This is a genomic window from Cupriavidus sp. H39 (assembly GCF_050271075.1).
Classification (GTDB): Bacteria; Pseudomonadota; Gammaproteobacteria; order Burkholderiales; family Burkholderiaceae; genus Cupriavidus; species Cupriavidus necator_B.
In genome coordinates, this window is record NZ_CP189848.1 from 1,484,960 (window position 1) to 1,502,385 (window position 17,426).

Consider the following 17,426-nt stretch of genomic DNA (forward strand, 5'->3'; position numbering starts at 1 on the left):
GTCTCGGTTGAAAATCCTCTTGTAAATCAGCAAGAGGGCCGGTGGCTCGTTTCTTGCGCCCGCTGGGTTGCAGGCGCATGCTGGATCCCGCCTGCCCTCCGCCATTTCCATCACCCGACCTTCCGCGGCCATTGCGCACGGAGGGAATTTCGCTGCCGCCCATGGACTACCGCCCGATCCAATCCCTGCTGATTGCCAACCGCTCCGAGATCTCGATCCGCGTGATGCGCGCGGCCGCCGAGATGAACGTCCGCACGGTGGCGATCTATTCGAAGGAAGACCGCCTTGCGCTGCATCGCTTCAAGGCCGACGAGAGCTACCTGGTCGGCGCGGGCAAGAAGCCGCTGGCGGCGTATCTGGACATCGACGACATCCTGCGCATTGCCAGGCAGGCGCAAGTCGACGCGATCCATCCCGGCTATGGCTTCCTGTCGGAGAACCCGGATTTCGCGCAGGCCGTGATCGATGCCGGCATCCGCTGGATCGGCCCGTCGCCCGAGGTGATGCGCAAGCTCGGCAACAAGGTGGCGGCGCGCAACGCGGCGATCGCGGCGGGCGTGCCGGTGATGCCGGCCACCGATCCGTTGCCCCATGACCTTGAGGCATGCAAGCGCCTGGCCGCGGGCGTCGGTTATCCGCTGATGCTAAAGGCCAGCTGGGGCGGCGGCGGACGCGGCATGCGCGTGCTGGAGGGCGAGCAGGACCTGGAAGGGGCGCTCGCGGCCGCGCGCCGCGAGGCGCTGGCCGCGTTCGGCAACGACGAGGTCTACGTCGAAAAGCTGGTGCGCAACGCGCGCCACGTCGAAGTGCAGGTGCTGGGCGACACGCACGGCAACCTGGTGCACCTGTACGAGCGCGACTGCACGGTGCAGCGGCGCAACCAGAAGGTGGTCGAACGCGCGCCCGCGCCGTATCTGGACGCTGCCGGCCGCGCCGCGCTGTGCGAGTCGGCGCTGCGCCTGATGCGCGCGGTCGGCTACACCCATGCCGGCACGGTCGAGTTCCTGATGGATGCGGACTCGGGCCAGTTCTATTTCATCGAAGTCAACCCGCGCATCCAGGTCGAGCACACGGTCACCGAGATGGTCACCGGGATCGATATCGTCAAGGCGCAGATCCGGATCACTGAAGGCGGCCATATCGGCATGACCGAGAACACGCGCGATGCCGACGGCAAGATCGTGGTGCGCGCCGCGGGCGTGCCGCTCCAGCAGGACATCCATCTGAACGGCCACGCGCTGCAATGCCGGATCACCACCGAGGATCCGGAAAACGGCTTCCTGCCGGACTATGGCCGCCTCACCGCGTATCGCAGCGCCGCGGGCTTCGGCGTGCGGCTCGATGCGGGCACCGCCTATGGCGGCGCGGTGATCACGCCGTACTACGACTCGCTGCTGGTCAAGGTCACTACCTGGGCGCCGACCGCGCCGGAATCGATGCGGCGCATGGACCGGGCGCTGCGCGAGTTCCGTATCCGCGGGGTCGCGTCCAACCTGCAGTTCCTCGAGAACGTCATCAACCATCCCGCGTTCCGCGCCGGCGACGTCACCACGCGCTTTATCGACAAGACGCCGGAACTGCTGGAATTCACCAAGCGCCTGGACCGCGCCACCAAGCTGCTGCGCTACCTGGGCGAGATCAGCGTCAACGGGCACGCCGAGATGAGCGGGCGCACGCTGCCATCGCTGCCGCTGCCCGCGCCGGTGCTGCCGGCCATCGATACCAGCGGGGCGCTGCCGTACGGCACGCGCGACCGGCTGCGCGAGCTCGGCGCGGAGAAGTTCTCGCGCTGGATGCTGGAACAGAAGCCGGTGCTGCTGACCGACACCACCATGCGCGACGCGCACCAGTCGCTGTTCGCCACGCGCATGCGCACCGCCGACATGCTGCCGATCGCACCGTTCTACGCGCGCGAGCTGTCGCAGCTGTTCTCGCTGGAATGCTGGGGCGGCGCCACCTTCGACGTGGCGCTGCGCTTCCTCAAGGAAGACCCGTGGCAGCGCCTGGAGCAGTTGCGCGAGCGTGTGCCGAACGTGCTGTTCCAGATGCTGCTGCGCGGCTCCAATGCGGTGGGCTACACCAACTATGCGGACAACGTGGTGCGCTTCTTCGTGCGCCAGGCGGCCAGCGCGGGCGTGGACCTGTTCCGCGTGTTCGATTCGCTCAACTGGGTGCGCAACATGCGCGTGGCGATCGATGCCGTGCGCGAAAGCGGCGCGCTGTGCGAAGGCGCGATCTGCTACACCGGCGACCTGTTCGACCCGAAGCGCGCCAAGTACGACCTGAAGTACTACGTCGGCATCGCGCGCGAGCTGCAGCAGGCCGGCGTGAACGTACTGGGCATCAAGGACATGGCGGGCATCTGCCGTCCGCAAGCGGCCGCAGCGCTGGTCAGGGCGCTCAAGGAAGAGACCGGGCTGCCGGTGCATTTCCACACGCACGACACCAGCGGCATCTCGGCCGCCTCGGCGCTGGCCGCGATCGAGGCCGGCTGCGATGCGGTCGATGGTGCGCTCGACGCGATGAGCGGGCTGACCTCGCAACCCAACCTGTCGAGCATCGCCGCGGCGCTGGCTGGCAGCGAGCGCGATCCGGGCCTGAACCTGGAGCGCCTGCACGAGGCGTCGATGTACTGGGAAGGGGTGCGCCGCTACTACGCGCCGTTCGAATCCGAGATCCGCGCCGGCACCGCCGATGTGTACCGCCATGAAATGCCCGGCGGCCAGTACACCAACCTGCGCGAGCAGGCGCGCGCGCTCGGCATCGAGCACCGCTGGACCGAGGTGTCGCGTGCCTATGCCGAGGTCAACCAGATGTTCGGCGACATCGTCAAAGTGACGCCGACCTCCAAGGTGGTCGGCGACCTGGCGCTGATGATGGTGGCCAACGACCTGAACGCCGCCGACGTGTGCGACCCGGCCAAGGAGATTGCCTTCCCGGAATCGGTGGTGTCGCTGTTCAAGGGCGAACTGGGCTTCCCGCCCGACGGCTTCCCCGCGGCGCTGTCGCGCAAGGTGCTGCGCGGCGAGCCGCCGGCGCCGTACCGGCCCGGCGACCAGATCCCCCCGGTCGACCTCGACGCGGCGCGCGCCGCGGGCGCAGCGGCATGCGAGCAGCCGCTCGACGACCGGCAACTGGCCTCGTACCTGATGTATCCCAAGCAGGCTGCCGAATACCACGCGCATGTGCGCCAGTACAGCGATACCGCGGTGGTGCCCACGCCGGCGTACCTGTACGGCCTGCAGCCGCAGGAAGAGGTGGCCATCGACATCGAGCCCGGCAAGACGCTGCTGGTCTCGCTGCAAGGCACCCACCCGGACGCCGACGAAGGCAAGATCAAGGTCCAGTTCGAACTGAACGGGCAGTCGCGCACCACGCTGGTGGCGCAGCGCAGTACCGCGCAAGCCGCGGCGGCGCGCCAGGGGCGGCCGGTTGCCGAGCCCGATAATCCGCTGCATGTGGCCGCGCCGATGCCGGGTTCGATCGTGACCGTGGCGGTGCAGCCTGGCCAGCGCGTGGCCGCCGGCACCACGCTGCTGGCGCTGGAGGCGATGAAGATGGAGACCCATATCGCCGCCGACCGCGACTGCGAGATTGCCGCGGTGCATGTGAAGGCCGGGGATCGGGTGGCGGCGAAGGATTTGCTGGTCGAGCTGAAGGGCTGACCCGGGCGGTGTGGCACGCCGCGGCGGGCGTGGGCCAGGCAGTGGACCCCGGAAGACCCCGGTCTTTGCGGGGTTTTTTGGTTTTGGATGCGGCGCGCATGCGTGGTCTCGTCATGCGCATTGCCACATTGTTCCGGCATTGGAACACTGTGTTTGCCTGGCGCGGGCTTCTTCAATGTCGGGGCGCTGCTATCGTGTTGAGCCGTGATCAAAGCCAAGTGGTGGCGCCACCCATCACGGGGGCGCGGCCCGACAGATACGGATGTCAGAGAAGAAGAACACCTTGTCAGGGAGGCTGCAGCGCGCGGCCGCGTTGCCGTTTGCGGCCTGCCTGCTGGCGCTGCCTTGCGTTGCCGGCGCGGCACCGTTTTCGCTGCAGGCGGGCTATGGGCGTGACAACCGGCACGGCGTCGAGAAGTACGAAGTGTCGGCGCGCTGGGACGATATCGTGCAGTGGCAGCTGTCGAGCCGGCTGGCGCTGGCGCTGGACGGCGAGGTCAATGTTGCCAACTGGCGCGCGCTGTCGTCGCGGCCGTCGAGCCAGTTGACCGAGTTCGGCGTGTCGCCGATCTTGCGGCTCAGCTATGCGGGGGAATATGCCACGCCGTTTGTCGAGGCCTCGGTGGGCTTGCGCGTGCTGACCCACACCGAGATCGCCGGCGGCCATCGCATGGGTTCGGCGTTCCAGTTTTCGGACATGGTGGGTGTCGGCGTCGCCTTCGGCAAGGCGCAGCGGCTGGCGATCGGCTACCGCTTCCAGCACCTGTCCAATGCCGGGATCCAGGAACCCAATCCCGGCACCAACTTCAGCATGGGCTACCTGCGCTACCGCTTCTGACGCGGCGGCCTGCGCCATCGTTCCAGCCGCAGGACGCTGCATCGCAATCCCGCCGCCTACCGCTCGCTGGGCGCGCCACCTATCATCGCGTCATGGATCATTGCCTGCCACGCGTGCCGGGCATTCTCGGAGATCAACATGAAGCGCATTCTGGGTGTCTACAGCGCACCGCGTCCGCACTGGGTCGGAGATGGTTTCCCGGTGCGTTCGATGTTCTCGTACACCAGCCACGGCAAGCAGCTCAGCCCGTTCCTGCTGCTCGACTACGCCGGCCCGGCCGATTTCACACCGACGCAGCGCCCGCGCGGGGTGGGCCAGCATCCGCACCGCGGCTTCGAGACCGTGACCATCGTCTACAAGGGCGAGGTCGCGCATCGCGACTCGACCGGGCAGGGCGGCGTCATCGGTCCGGGCGACGTGCAATGGATGACGGCGGGCGCCGGCATCCTGCACGAGGAGTTCCATTCGCCCGCCTTTACGCAGAGCGGCGGCGCGCTCGAGATGGTGCAGCTGTGGGTCAACCTGCCGGCCCGCGACAAGATGGCCGCGCCGGGCTACCAGGCAATCGCCGACCGCGATATCCCGGTAGTGCCGATGCCCGACGGCGCCGGCACGGTGCGCGTGATCGCCGGCGAGTACGAGGGCAAGCGCGGCCCGGCGCGGACCTTTACGCCGATGCACGTGTGGGACATGCGCCTGAACCAGGGTGCCAGCACGCGGCTGGCGTTGCCCGAAGGCTGGCATACCGCGCTGGTGGTGCTGCGCGGCAAGGTCACGGTCAACGCCGAGGCCACCGTGCGCGATGCCGAGATGGTGGTGCTGGAGGGTGCCGGCGACGATGTCAATCTCGAAGCCGGCACCGATGCGGTGGTGCTGCTGCTCAGCGGCGAGCCGATCGACGAGCCTATCGTCGGCCACGGCCCGTTCGTGATGAACACCGAGGCGCAGATTGCCGAGGCGTTCAGCGACTTCAGCAGCGGCAGGTTCGGCAGCATGGCCGCCGGCCGGCAGTAAGCCACCGGCGGCAGGGGGCCGGCGCAGCGCCGGCTGCCTGCCGCGCCGCCTCAGGCGAGCGTGAAGGTCGGCACCGGCGCGCCGCCGTCGCTGGGCGAGAACTTGACCTGTACCTTCTGGCCGATCCGCACCGTGTCGAGATCGCAATCGACGATATGGGTCATCATGGTCACGCCTTCGTCGAGCTTCACGTAGGCGATGCAGAACGGGTTGGGGCCAGCGCGGCGCGTCACGCTGAAGGTATAGATGGTGCCGCGGCCGCTGGCCTGCTTCCATGAGGTGGTGCCCATGCAGAACGGGCACAGCACGCGCGGATACCAGTGGGGCTTGCCGCACTCGTCGCAGACCTTGACCAGCAGCTTGCCTTCGCGCGCGGCCTGCCAGAACGGCAGGTTGTCGGGCTGTTCGTCGGGTGCCTTGTAGACGGCGGGGATGTGGGGGGTCGTCATGTCAGTGCTCCCGCGCTTTATTCACGTTCAAGGATCAGGGTGGCGCTGCCATGGCGCGAGCCCAGGTAGCCGCCGGTGCCCTGCGCCAGCGCGAGGTCGCAATTGGCGACCTGCACCGCGGGATGGGCCTCGCCGCGCAGCTGGCGCACGGCTTCGATGACCTTGGTGATGCCGCCGCGATTCGCCGGGTGGTTGTTGCACAGGCCGCCGCCATCGGTATTGAACGGCAGCTTGCCGACGCCCGAGATCAGGTTGCCGTCGGCGACGAACTTGCCGCCTTCGCCCTTCTTGCAGAAGCCCAGGTCTTCCAGCTGCATCAGCACGGTGATGGTGAAGCTGTCGTAGATCGACGCGTACTTGATATCGGCCGGGGTCACGCCCGCTTCGGCAAATGCCGTGGCGCCCGAGAAGCGCGCGCCGGACCAGCTCAGGTCGACTTCGCCGCCGAGCTGGCCCTTGATGTACTCGCCAGCACCCAGGATTTTGACCTTGGGCCGCTGCAGCGTGGCGGCGATTTCGGGGCGCGCCACGATCAGCGCGCCGCCGCCATCCGAGACCACGCAGCAATCCAGCTTGTGCAGCGGATCCGAGATCATCGGCGAGTTCAGCACGTCTTCGACCGTGACCACGTCGCGCAGCATCGCGTGAGGATTGTGCTGCGCGTGGTGCGACGCGGCCACCTTGACCCAGGCCAGCTGCTCGGCGGTGGTGCCGTAGTCGTGCATATGGCGCATCGCCGCCATCGCGTACAGGTTGACGGTGACCGGGCTGAATGGGCTTTCGAACGGCAGGTCGGGCAGGTTGGCGCCCCAGTTGCGTGCCTGCGTGCCGGTGGAGCCTTCCGAACGTGGGCGGCCCGCCAGCGTGATCAGCGCGACGTTGCACTTGCCGGCGGCGATGGCCTGCGCGGCGTGCGAGACATGGACCAGGTAGGCCGAACCGCCGGTGTCGGTGGAGTCCACATGGCGCACCTTCAGGCCGAGGTAGTCGACCATGTTGACCGCGCCCAGCCCGGGCGCGTCGCCGGCGCAGAAGTAGCCGTCGACGTCGGCCAGCGTCAGGCCGGCGTCCTGCAGCGCGCCCTTGGCGCTCTCGGCGTGCAGCTGCGCCACGGTCTTGTCGGGCGCCTTGCGGGTCGGGTGCTCGTAGGCCCCGACGATATAGGCCTTGCCGTTGATGCTCATCTGTTCTCCTTCGGTGCGTCAGGTGGTGCCAGCGCGGGGGCGGGCGGGCGCGAGGCTGGCACGGCGATCACGACAGTATTGCTTAGCTGGCCCGCTGCGTTGTATTCGGAAGTGCCGAAGGGTGTATTCGGTGAAGGCTGGGGCGCGGCCATCGAAGCCGGGCGTGGAGCACTTGCGGCGCGAACGATTGCGGCGACCGCTACAATCTGCGCTGGACATTTCTGAATCTAGACGAAAAGGATCGATGACCTACATCGTTGAAGCGGTGGATGAGGCCCTGGGCTTGCTGATGCTGGTGGCAGAGCACCCATCGCTGGGCGTGACCGAACTGGCACGGCGCGCCGGACTGACCAAGGCGCGCGCGTTCCGCCTGCTGACCACGCTGGAGCACCGCGGCCTGATCGCGCGCGAGTCGCCGGCGGCGGTCTACAAGCTCAGCTACAACGCGCTGCTGGTGGGCAATGCCGCGCGCGAGCAGTTCGACCTGGTCAAGCTGGTGGGCCCGCGGCTGGCGGCGATCGGCGCTGCCTGCGGCGAGAACGTGATCGTGCGCGTGCGCGACGGGCTCGAGTCGGTCTGCGTGGCGCGGCACGAGTCGACGCAATCGGTGCGGGTGCATACCGAGATCGGCAACCGCCGGCCGCTGCATGTGGGGGCTTCCGGCAAGCTGCTGCTGGCCTTCGCCGCACCGGATGTGGTTGACGCGGTGCTGGCGCAACAGCTGGAACGCTTCACGGCCAAGACCATCATCGAGCCCCAGGCCTTGCGCGAGGAACTGGCGGCGATCCGCGCCGCCGGCTATGCCGTGTCGGTGGGCGAGCGCGATGCCGACGCCGTCTCTGCCGCGGCTCCGCTGCGCGACCATAGCGGCGCGGCGGTGGCGTCGCTGAGCATTGCCAGCCCGGCCAGCCGCACCACGCCGCAGGCGCTGGACCGGCATGTGGCGATGGTGGTGGCGGAGGCTGCCAGCCTGTCCCGGGCGCTCGGCTACACGGGCGGCTGAACCCGGTTTCGCGCGGCACGTGCCGCGCATTGCCTCCGTCAATACGGCGCTTCGGCGCCGTTTTTTTTCGCCTTGCGCGCCTCGCGGGGGTAAACCCTGCTTAACGGCAGGGGGCTCGATGTCTTATCCTTCGATACACGGTATCACTGAATGAAACAAAGTTTCGGGAAACGAACCCCCACCATGCCCAGTCCTGTCGTCAACCTGGCGTCGCGCATCGCTGCCGCTGCGCTGGTCGCGCTATTGGCCAGCGCGGCGCTGCTCGCGGGCGCGCACGCCGCCCCGGCCACCCCGGCCGCCGACCTGCGCATCGGCTACAAGGCCGAGATCAGCGCCGCGGATCCCCATGTGCTCGACGCCGCGGGGCGCAACCTGTGGGGCCATGTGTACGAGACCCTGGTCGGCCTGGACAACGCGCTGCGCCCGGTGCCGCTGCTGGCCACCGCCTGGCGCCAGCTGGATGACCGCACCTGGGAGTTCCAGCTGCGTCCCGGGGTGCGCTTCAGCAATGGCGAGCCGTTTACCGCCGAAGACGCGCGCTATTCGGTCGAGCGCGCCATGACGCTGCCGGGCGCGCGCACCTTCCGCACCTACCTGAAGTCGGTCGCGGCGGTAGAGGTCACGGGGCCGCTGGCCTTGCGGGTGCGCACGCGCTCGCCCAACCCGGTGCTGCCGCAGAACATCGGGATGGTGGCGATGCTGCCGCGCTCGCTCGGCCCCGCCGTGCGCGAGGCCGATTTCGCCCATGGCAATGCCGCCATCGGCACCGGTCCGTACCGGCTGGTGGCGTGGGAGCATGGCCAGCAGCTGACGCTGTCGCGCAATCCGGACTACTGGGGCGGGCCGCAGCCATGGCAGCGAGTGGTGTTCCAGTTCATCCCGAAGGAGCCGGCGCGGGCCTCGGCGCTGCTGTCGGGGCTGGTGGACGTGATCGACGCCTCGTCGGCCAGCATTGCCGAAGCCTTTGCGCGCACCAATGGCCGCATCCGCACCGTTTCCGCCACCTCGTACATGCTGAACTACCTGCAGCTGGACCAGGCCCGTGCGGTGTCGCCCTATGTGCGCGACCACGCGGGCCAGCCGCTGGCCGCCAACCCGTTGCGCGATGCGCGGGTGCGGCGGGCGATCAGCCTGGCGATCGACCGCGACCTGATCGCGGCGCGCGTGACCAAGGGCGATTCGGTGCCGGCCGGGCAGATGGTGCCGCAGGGCTTCTTCGGCTTCGCCCCGGCGGTGGCGGCGCCGCGCGCCGACGTGGCCCGGGCGCGCTGGCTGCTGGCGCAGGCCGGCTATCCGGAGGGCTTCCGCCTGACGCTGCATTGCCCCAACGACCGCTACCTGAACGACGCCAAGACCTGCGAGGCGGTCGGCCAGATGCTGACCCGCGCCGGCATCCGCACCGAGGTGCGCACGCTGCCGTATTCGGTCTATATCACCCGTGCCACCTCCGGCGGCGCCGGCGGCAAGCCCGAGTTCAGCGCCTTCCTGCTTGGCATCGGCGCGGTCAGCGGCGATTCGCTGGAGCCGCTGGTCGCGGTGGCGCATGCGCAGGACAAGGCCGCCGGCCTGGGGGCCAACAACCGCAGCGGCTATGCCAACGCCGCCGTCGACGCACTGATCGGGCAGGCCATGCGCACCATGGCGCCGGCCCCGCGCGAGCTGGCGCAGCAAGGCGCGGCGGAACGGCTCGCGGCCGACGCCGGCATCGTGCCGCTGCATCACCTGCGCGCCGCCTGGGCCTATCGCGACGGGCTCGCCGTGCAGCCGCGCAGCGACGGCTTCACCTATGCCGGCAATATCCGCCCGGCATCGCCGGCCCTTCCGCAACGCTGACCACGCCACCCCGTATCCCGCCTTCCTCCTATGCTTGAAACCCTACTCAAACGGCTGCTGCAGAGCGTTGCGGTGCTGTGGATCATGTCGGTGCTGACCTTCTGCGCGGTCAACCTGATCGGCGATCCGGTGCACCTGCTGGTCAGCCCCACCGCCACCGAGCAGGAGATCACCGAAGCGCGCCATGCGCTCGGCCTGGATCTGCCCGTGACCCGCCAGTACCTGCGTTTTCTCGCGGGCGCGCTGCACGGCGACCTCGGCGATTCCTTTGTCTACAACCGGCCCGCGATCGAGCTGATCGTCAGCCGCGTGCCGGCCACGCTGGAGCTGGCGGTGACGGCGCTGCTGCTGTCGCTGGGCATCGGCATCCCGATGGGCGTCTATGCCGGCCTGAAGCCGCACAGCCGGCTGGCGCGGGTGCTGATGGCGGCATCGCTCGGCGGCGTGATCATGCCGACCTTCTGGATCGGCATGATCGGCATCCTGGTGTTCTCGGTGAACCTGGGCTGGCTGCCGTCGGGCGGGCGCGGGCCGGTCAGCACGGTGCTGGGCGTGCCGCTGTCGGTGACCAGCTGGGAGGGCATCCGCTTCCTGCTGCTGCCGGCGCTGACCCTGTCCCTGTTCAAGATCTCGCTGGTGGCGCGGCTGACCGAGGCCGGCACGCGCGAGGTGGCGGGGCAGGAGTACATCAAGTTTGCGCGCGCCAAGGGCGTTGGCGGCGCGCGGCTGGTGCTGCGCCACGTGGTGCCCAATGTGCTGATCCCGATCGTGACCGTGGTCGGGCTGGAGTTCGGCCACCTGATCGCGTTCTCGGTGGTGACCGAGTCGGTGTTCTCCTGGCCCGGCATGGGCAAGCTGATCATCGATTCGGTGCTGGCGCTGGACCGCCCGGTGGTGGTGGCGTACCTGCTGGTCACGCTGCTGCTGTTCGTGGTGCTGAACCTGGTGGTCGACCTGCTGTACGTGGTGCTCGACCCGCGCCTGCGGCACAAGGCGGCCTAGCCCGCACCGCCGCATCCATTCCCCGCAATCGAAGGCCGCAAGCCGAAGACTGAAGAACGAGACTGAACCGATGTCCCTGCCTCTATCCGAAACCGATGAAGCCGGTCCCGCGTTGCCCGCGGTCGCGCCGGCGCCCGCCGCCGCGCCGCCGGCACGGCCTTCGCTGCTGCGGCGCTTCTGCGGCAATCGCGTTTCCGCCGCCGCGCTCGCGCTGCTGCTGGCGCTGCTGCTGGTGGCCGTGCTGGCCCATGCGCTCAGCCCGCAGAACCCCTATGACCTCGCCACGGTGTCGGTGATCGATGCCGAACTGCCGCCGGGCAGCACGGGCTATGACGACCAGGCGCATTACTGGCTCGGCACCGACGGCGCCGGGCGCGACCTGCTCAGCGCCATCTTCTACGGCATCCGCATCAGCGTGGGCGTGGGCGTGATCAGCGCGGTGGTGGCGCTGATGGTGGGCAGCGCGGTAGGGCTGGCCGCGGCCTATTTCGGCGGCATGGCGGACGCCGCCATCATGCGCGTGGTCGACCTGCAGCTGAGCCTGCCGGCGGTGCTGGTGGCGCTGATCCTGCTGGCGGTGCTGGGGCAGGGCGTGGACAAGACCCTGCTGGCGCTGGTGATCGTGCAGTGGGCCTACTTTGCCCGCACCGTGCGCGGCGCGGCGCAGGTGGAGCGGCGCAAGGAGTATGTCGAGGCCGCGCTCGGCCAGGGGCTGCCGGCGCTGCGCGTGATGTTCCGCCATATCCTGCCCAACTGCATGGCGCCGCTGGTGGTGACCGCCACGCTGCAGATTGCGCATGCGATCACGCTGGAGGCCACCATGAGCTTCCTCGGCATCGGCCTGCCGCGCACGCAGCCGTCGCTGGGCATGCTGATCGCCAATGGCTTCGAATACATGCTGTCGAACAAGTACTGGATCAGCGTGTTCCCGGGCGTGGCCCTGGTGCTGCTGATCGGCTCGATCAACCTGGTGGGCGACCGCCTGCGCCGCGTGCTCAACCCGCGGCTGGAAGCGTAAGGAGCCCGGCATGGCACTACTGGAAGTTTCCGGGCTGAGCACCAGCTTCGCGTTCGCGCATGGCTCGGTCAAGGCGGTCGATGGCGTGTCGTTCGCGCTGGAGCCGGGCGAGATCCTGGGGATCGTGGGCGAGTCCGGCTCGGGCAAATCGGTGACGGCGTTCTCGCTGATGAACCTGCTGGATCCACCCGGGCGCGTCACCGGCGGCTCGGTCCGCTTCAAGGGACAGGAGTTGCTGGCGTGTTCGCCGCGCCAGTGGCAGGCGCTGCGCGGCGATCGCATCGCGATGGTGTTCCAGGACCCGATGATGTCGCTCAACCCGGTCATGCGCGTGGGCGACCAGCTGGCCGAGACCGTGCTGGTGCACCATCGCCGCAGCCGCGCGCAGGCGCAGGCGCAGGCGGTCGATGCGCTGGCGCGCGTCGGCATTCCGGCGCCGCGGGAGCGCATGCGCGCGTACCCGCACGAGCTGTCCGGCGGCATGCGCCAGCGCGTGGCGATCGCCAACGCGCTGATCAACCAGCCCGACCTGATCATCGCGGACGAGCCTACCACCGCGCTGGACGTCACCATCCAGGCGCAGATCCTCTACGAGATGAAGCAACTGGTGCGCGCGACCGGCGCCGCGGCGATCTGGATCAGCCACGACCTGGCCGTGGTCAAGGACCTGGTCGACCGCGTCTGCGTGATGTACGCGGGCCGGGTGGTGGAGCAGGGCCCGGTCGCCGAGCTGATCGCGCGGCCGCTGCATCCGTACACGCGCGGCTTGCTCGATTCGCTGCCTACCCCGGCCATGCGCGGCGCCACACTGCGCGCGATTCCGGGGGCGGCGCCGGCGCTGGCCGCGCTGCCGCCGGGCTGTGCCTTCGCGCCGCGCTGCCCGCGCGCGCAGGCCGCGTGCGGCACGACCCCTGTCGAAACCACTGTGCGCGGCCGCACGCTGCGCTGCTTTTATCCCCTGGAGGCGGCATGACGGTCATGCTCGAAGCGCACAACCTGCAGAAGCGCTTTCTGCTCAAGCCCGGACTGCTCGCGCGCATGGCCGGCAAGCCGGCGCAGGCGGTGCATGCCGTCAATGATGTCTCGCTGCAGGTGCGCCAGGGCGAGGTGCTGGGCGTAGTCGGCGAATCCGGCTGCGGCAAGTCCACGCTGGGCCGCATGCTGGCAGGCCTGCTGCCGCAGACCGGCGGCGACATCGCATGGGAGGGCCAGCGCGCCGACCTCGCTTCGCCCGCCTATCACCGCGCGGTGCAGATGGTGTTCCAGAACCCGTATGCGTCGCTGAACCCGCGCCTGCGCATCGGCCAGGCCATCACCGAAGGCGCGGTCTACCATGGCCTGGTCAGGCGCTCGCGCGCCGCGTCGGCCGCCGGCGAACTGCTGCAGCAGGTGGGACTCGATCCGGGCTACGCCGAGCGCTTTCCGCACGAGTTCTCGGGCGGGCAGCGCCAGCGCGTGGCGATTGCGCGCGCACTGGCGCTGCGCCCGCGCCTGCTGATCTGCGACGAGGCCGTCTCCGCGCTCGACGTCTCGGTGCAGGCGCAGATCATCAACCTGTTCATGCAGCTGCGCCGCGAGCACGCGCTGACCTACGTCTTCATTAGCCACAACCTGGCGGTGGTGGAGCATATGTCGGACCGCGTGGTGATCATGTACCTGGGCCGCATTGTCGAAAGCGGCCCCGCGCGCGAGGTATTCGCGGCGCCCAACCATCCCTATACGCGCGCGCTGCTGGCCGACGCGCCGCGCCTGGGCGCCAGTCCTCCCGCGCACCAGCCGATCCGCGGCGAATTGCCCAGCCCGCTGGCGCCGCCGGGTGGCTGCGCCTTCCATCCGCGCTGCCCGCACGCGAGCGCGCGCTGCACGGCGCAGGTGCCGCTGCTGCGCGATATCGGCGGCCGCCTGTCCGCGTGCCACCTCAATGACTAGATAGCCGCCGCCCGGCGCGCCCCGCTCACGCTGCCTGTTGAACGGTGTCATCCCGCCTGCGCGGGATGGCGGGGGAGCGTGCGCGCTGCGCGGGCAGGCGATGAGGCAGTTGCGGCCACAGAAGGGAGCTTTTTGCATGACAGACCACGCACAGGGAGCAGCAGCATGAACGGTATCCACACCCGGCGCGCACTCGGACGCGCCTGCCTCGGCGGCGCGCTGGCGTTGCTGTCGGCCGCGGCCGACGCAACGGTGACGCTGTATGGCCGCATCGACACCGATATCGAATACCAGAAGGCGCCGGAAGGCGGCGCCACGCAGATGACGGACAACGCTTCACGCTGGGGCATGCGCGGCAGCGAAGACCTGGGCGGCGGGCTGCGCGCGGCGTTTGGCCTGGAGCAGGGCTTTGGCGCCGACAACGGTGTCGCCACCAATCCGCAGTTCCGCAACGCCTTTGTCGGCCTGCAAGGCGGCTTCGGCGCGATCGCGCTGGGGCGGCTGGATTCGGCGACGATCGTGGGTTCGCCGATCTATTCGCAGGTGACGCAGAACATCGACTTCGCCATCCACGATGCCGGCGCCACCGCGATCGGCACCAAGGTGCTGAATGCGCGCAACCGCGTGTCGAACGCGCTTGGCTATATGACGCCGACCTTCGGCGGCTTCTCGGTGCGGGCGCGGGTGAACCTGGCGGGTCCCGACCCGGCGACGCCCAGCACCCGGCCGCCGGTGCAGGCGGAGGACGATTTCCGGCAATTCGACCTCGGCCTGAATTACGCCGCCGGCAACTTCGCCGCGGGCCTAGGTTATTCGCGCGATGCCAAGCGCGGCGGCCTGGTGGCCAATGATTTCCGCGACAAGGTGCAGGCCGCGGCTTCGTACGACTTCACCGTCGTCAACCTGTACGGCATCGTCGGGCGCGACCGCTACGCCGGCACCGCGACGACGCGTACCGACGTGCCGTACTGGCTGGTCGGCTTCACCGTGCCCTACGGCGCCCACCAGCTCACCGTGAACTATATGCAGCGCGCGGTGCAGCGCGACCCGCAGGGCCGGCTCAGCAAGGTGCAGGCCGGCTACGGCTACAGCCTGAGCAAGCGCACCATGCCCTATGTCTTCTTTGACCGCGAGGATCCCAACTCGCATCGGCCCGGCGACACCGTGACCACGGTCGGCCTGGGCATCCAGCACAGATTCTGATCATGGCACTTCCCTATACGCTGACTGAACCGGCCGCGGCGGCACTGCCGCTGGTGGTGGACTCGCCGCACAGCGGCCTGCTGCATGTCGAGACCCTGCCGCTCGCCGCACCGCCCGAGGCCCTGCTGAGCGGCTGGGACGCCTATGTCGACCAGCTTTTCGCGCACGCGCCGCGGGTGGGCGGCACCTTGCTGTGCGCGGATTTTCCGCGCTGGCTGGTCGACGTCAACCGCGCCCGCGACGATATCGATCCCGAGCTGATCGATGGCGCCATGCCCTATGCCGTGCGGCCCAGCGACAAGTCCGGGCGCGGCATGGGCGTGCTGCGCCGGCTGGCGCTGCCGGGCGTGCCGGTCTATGCCGCGACCCTGTCGCCGCACATGGCGGAATACCTGCTCAAAACCTACTACGACCCGTACCACGCCGCGCTGTCCGGCCTGCTGGCGCAGCACCATGCGCGCGCAGGCGCGGTGTGGCATCTCGACTGCCATTCGATGAAATCGCGCGGCAATGCCATGAATGTCGACAACGGCGCGGCGCGGCCGGATGTTGTCGTCAGCAACGGCGATGGCGCCACTTGTTCGGCGGGGTTTGTCGAGCTGGTGGCGGAGTGCCTGCGCGGCTTCGGCTACAAGGTGGGCGTCAACTGGCCGTACAAGGGCGCGCAACTGATCCGCGCGTATGCCGATCCCGCGCAAGGACGGCACAGCCTGCAGATCGAGATCAACCGCGCGCTGTACATGGACGAGGCCACGCTGGCGCAGCATGCCGGCTTCGCGGCGCTGCGCGGCCATCTCGACGAGCTGCTGGAGCATGTCGCGGCCTACATCCACACCGCACTGCGCGGATGAGGGGGCGCGCTCAGATCACCTTGCCGGGGTTCATCAGCCCGAGCGGATCCAGCGCGCCCTTGATCGCCCGCATCATGGCCAGCTCGACCTCGCTCTTGTAGTGCCGGTTTTCCTCGCGCTTGAGCTGGCCGAGGCCGTGCTCGGCGGAGATCGAGCCGTTATGCGAGCGTACGCTGTCGTGCACGATGCGGTTGACCTGGTCCTGGTGCGCCAGGAACGCATCGTGGTCGACGCCCGCGGGCGGTGCGACGTTGTAGTGCAGGTTGCCGTCACCAAGATGGCCGAAGGTCACCATGCGCGCGCCGGGAAAGGCGTTCTGCAGCAGCGCGTCGGTGTGCTCGATGAAGTCGGCGACGCGCGATACCGGCACGGCGATATCGTGCTTGATGTTCTTGCCATCTTCCACCTGCGCCAGCGGGATATGCTCGCGCAGGTTCCAGAAGTCGCGCGACTGCTGCACCGATTCGGCCACCACCGCGTCGGTGACCACGCCGGCGTCGAAGGCGGCCGACATCATGGTCTCGAACACGCCGCGCGTATGGGCTTCGCTTTCGCCGTCGGACAGTTCCAGCAGCACCAGCTGCGGATGCATCTGCGCGAACGGATAGCGCAGCTGCGTGAAGTGCCGCGTCACCAGCGTCATGCTGAGCGCCGACATCAGTTCGAAGCCGGTCAGCATGGCGCCCGCGTGCGATTGGGCGATGGCGAGCAGCGCCAGCGCGGCGCGCGGGCTCTGCACCGCGGCCAGCGCGGTGACCGACGCGCGCGGCAGCGGGAACAGCTTCATCACCGCGGCGGTGATCAGGCCCAGCGTGCCTTCGGCGCCGATAAAGAGGTCGCGCAGGTCATAGCCGGTGTTGTCCTTGCGCAGGCCGCGCAGGCCATGCCAGGTTTCTCCGGATGGCGTCACCACTTCCAGCCCCAGGCAGAGTTCGCGGGTGTTGCCGTAGCGCAGCACCGCGGTGCCGCCGGCATTGGTCGACAGGTTGCCGCCGATGGTGCAGCTGCCTTCGGCCGCCAGGCTCAGCGGAAACAGGCGGCCGTGCTCGCGCGCCACCTCCTGCAACTGCTGCAGCACCACGCCGGCTTCGACCGTGATGGTGTTGTTCAGCGGATCGACCTGCCGGATGCGGTTCAGCCGCTGCAGCGAAATCACGACCTGCGTCTGGCCCGCCACCGGCGTGGCGCCGCCGCATAGCCCGGTGTTGCCGCCCTGAGGCACCATGGCAATCTTGTGCGCGTGGCACGCATGGACCACTTCGGCGACTTCCCCGGTGCTGCCGGGACGCAGCACCGCCAGCGCCTCGCCGCGGTAGCGCTTGCGCCAGTCGGTCAGATAGGGCGCCTGGTCGGCCGCATCGGTCAGCACGTGCTGCGGGCCCAGCGCGGCGCGGCACAGCGTGAGGAAGGAGTCTTGAGGCGAGGTCATGGCGATGG

At 69.0% G+C, this 17,426-nt stretch carries 14 protein-coding genes; 11 read left to right on the forward strand and 3 right to left on the reverse strand.

Translation table 11 applies throughout. The features are described from left to right. Nucleotides 1-161: 161 nt before the first annotated feature. From ACOCMH_RS22350 to ACOCMH_RS22360, 3 genes are all read left to right on the forward strand, one after another. Complete coding sequence (locus ACOCMH_RS22350) at nucleotides 162-3,665, forward strand: pyruvate carboxylase (RefSeq protein WP_427313052.1); 3,504 nt, start codon at nucleotides 162-164, stop codon at nucleotides 3,663-3,665. 262 nt (nucleotides 3,666-3,927) lie between these two features. Next, complete coding sequence (locus ACOCMH_RS22355; RefSeq protein ID WP_427313053.1) at nucleotides 3,928-4,503, forward strand: acyloxyacyl hydrolase; 576 nt, start codon at nucleotides 3,928-3,930, stop codon at nucleotides 4,501-4,503. A 138-nt stretch (nucleotides 4,504-4,641) separates the two neighbouring features. Further along, nucleotides 4,642-5,517: a pirin family protein gene (locus tag ACOCMH_RS22360; protein WP_427313054.1), complete on the forward strand. Its 876-nt coding sequence runs from the start codon at nucleotides 4,642-4,644 to the stop codon at nucleotides 5,515-5,517. Between the two features lie 50 nt (nucleotides 5,518-5,567). Here the strand turns inward: ACOCMH_RS22360 and ACOCMH_RS22365 are convergent, their stop codons facing one another. Further along, the gene (locus tag ACOCMH_RS22365; RefSeq protein ID WP_427313055.1) at nucleotides 5,568-5,966 is read right to left on the reverse strand and encodes a Zn-ribbon domain-containing OB-fold protein; all 399 of its coding nucleotides are present in this window, start codon (nucleotides 5,964-5,966) and stop codon (nucleotides 5,568-5,570) included. Between the two features lie 17 nt (nucleotides 5,967-5,983). After that, nucleotides 5,984-7,150 (reverse strand): thiolase domain-containing protein, encoded by a 1,167-nt coding sequence (locus ACOCMH_RS22370; RefSeq protein WP_427313056.1) that lies wholly within the window; start codon nucleotides 7,148-7,150, stop codon nucleotides 5,984-5,986. A 244-nt stretch (nucleotides 7,151-7,394) separates the two neighbouring features. Here ACOCMH_RS22370 and ACOCMH_RS22375 point away from each other — a divergent pair, with 244 nt between their 5' ends. The 8 genes from ACOCMH_RS22375 (at nucleotide 7,395) to ACOCMH_RS22410 (ending at nucleotide 15,989) form a co-directional block, all read left to right on the forward strand. Then, entirely contained in the window at nucleotides 7,395-8,153 is a 759-nt protein-coding gene (locus ACOCMH_RS22375; RefSeq protein ID WP_427313057.1) for an IclR family transcriptional regulator, read from the forward strand. 183 nt (nucleotides 8,154-8,336) lie between these two features. Next, entirely contained in the window at nucleotides 8,337-9,986 is a 1,650-nt protein-coding gene (locus ACOCMH_RS22380; RefSeq protein WP_427313058.1) for an ABC transporter substrate-binding protein, read from the forward strand. A 30-nt stretch (nucleotides 9,987-10,016) separates the two neighbouring features. After that, complete coding sequence (locus tag ACOCMH_RS22385) at nucleotides 10,017-10,988, forward strand: ABC transporter permease (RefSeq protein WP_427313059.1); 972 nt, start codon at nucleotides 10,017-10,019, stop codon at nucleotides 10,986-10,988. 70 nt (nucleotides 10,989-11,058) lie between these two features. After that, a complete protein-coding gene (locus ACOCMH_RS22390; protein WP_427313060.1) occupies nucleotides 11,059-12,006 on the forward strand; it encodes an ABC transporter permease in 948 nt (315 codons plus the stop codon). A 10-nt stretch (nucleotides 12,007-12,016) separates the two neighbouring features. Continuing rightward, nucleotides 12,017-12,979 carry an ABC transporter ATP-binding protein gene (locus tag ACOCMH_RS22395; protein WP_427313061.1) on the forward strand — a complete coding sequence of 321 codons (963 nt, stop codon included), beginning with the start codon at nucleotides 12,017-12,019 and terminating at the stop codon, nucleotides 12,977-12,979. Next, a complete protein-coding gene (locus tag ACOCMH_RS22400; RefSeq protein WP_427313062.1) occupies nucleotides 12,976-13,935 on the forward strand; it encodes an ABC transporter ATP-binding protein in 960 nt (319 codons plus the stop codon). The genes ACOCMH_RS22395 and ACOCMH_RS22400 overlap by 4 nt, the downstream gene beginning before the upstream one ends. Before the next feature lie 165 nt (nucleotides 13,936-14,100). Next, nucleotides 14,101-15,138, forward strand: a complete 1,038-nt coding sequence (locus ACOCMH_RS22405; protein ID WP_427313063.1) for a porin — start codon at nucleotides 14,101-14,103, stop codon at nucleotides 15,136-15,138. Between the two features lie 2 nt (nucleotides 15,139-15,140). Then, nucleotides 15,141-15,989: an N-formylglutamate amidohydrolase gene (locus ACOCMH_RS22410; RefSeq protein WP_427313064.1), complete on the forward strand. Its 849-nt coding sequence runs from the start codon at nucleotides 15,141-15,143 to the stop codon at nucleotides 15,987-15,989. A 10-nt stretch (nucleotides 15,990-15,999) separates the two neighbouring features. Here the strand turns inward: ACOCMH_RS22410 and ACOCMH_RS22415 are convergent, their stop codons facing one another. Next, on the reverse strand, nucleotides 16,000-17,418 hold the full coding sequence (locus ACOCMH_RS22415; RefSeq protein ID WP_427313065.1) for an FAD-binding oxidoreductase: 1,419 nt from the start codon (nucleotides 17,416-17,418) through the stop codon (nucleotides 16,000-16,002). Between the last annotated feature and the right edge of the window lie 8 nt (nucleotides 17,419-17,426).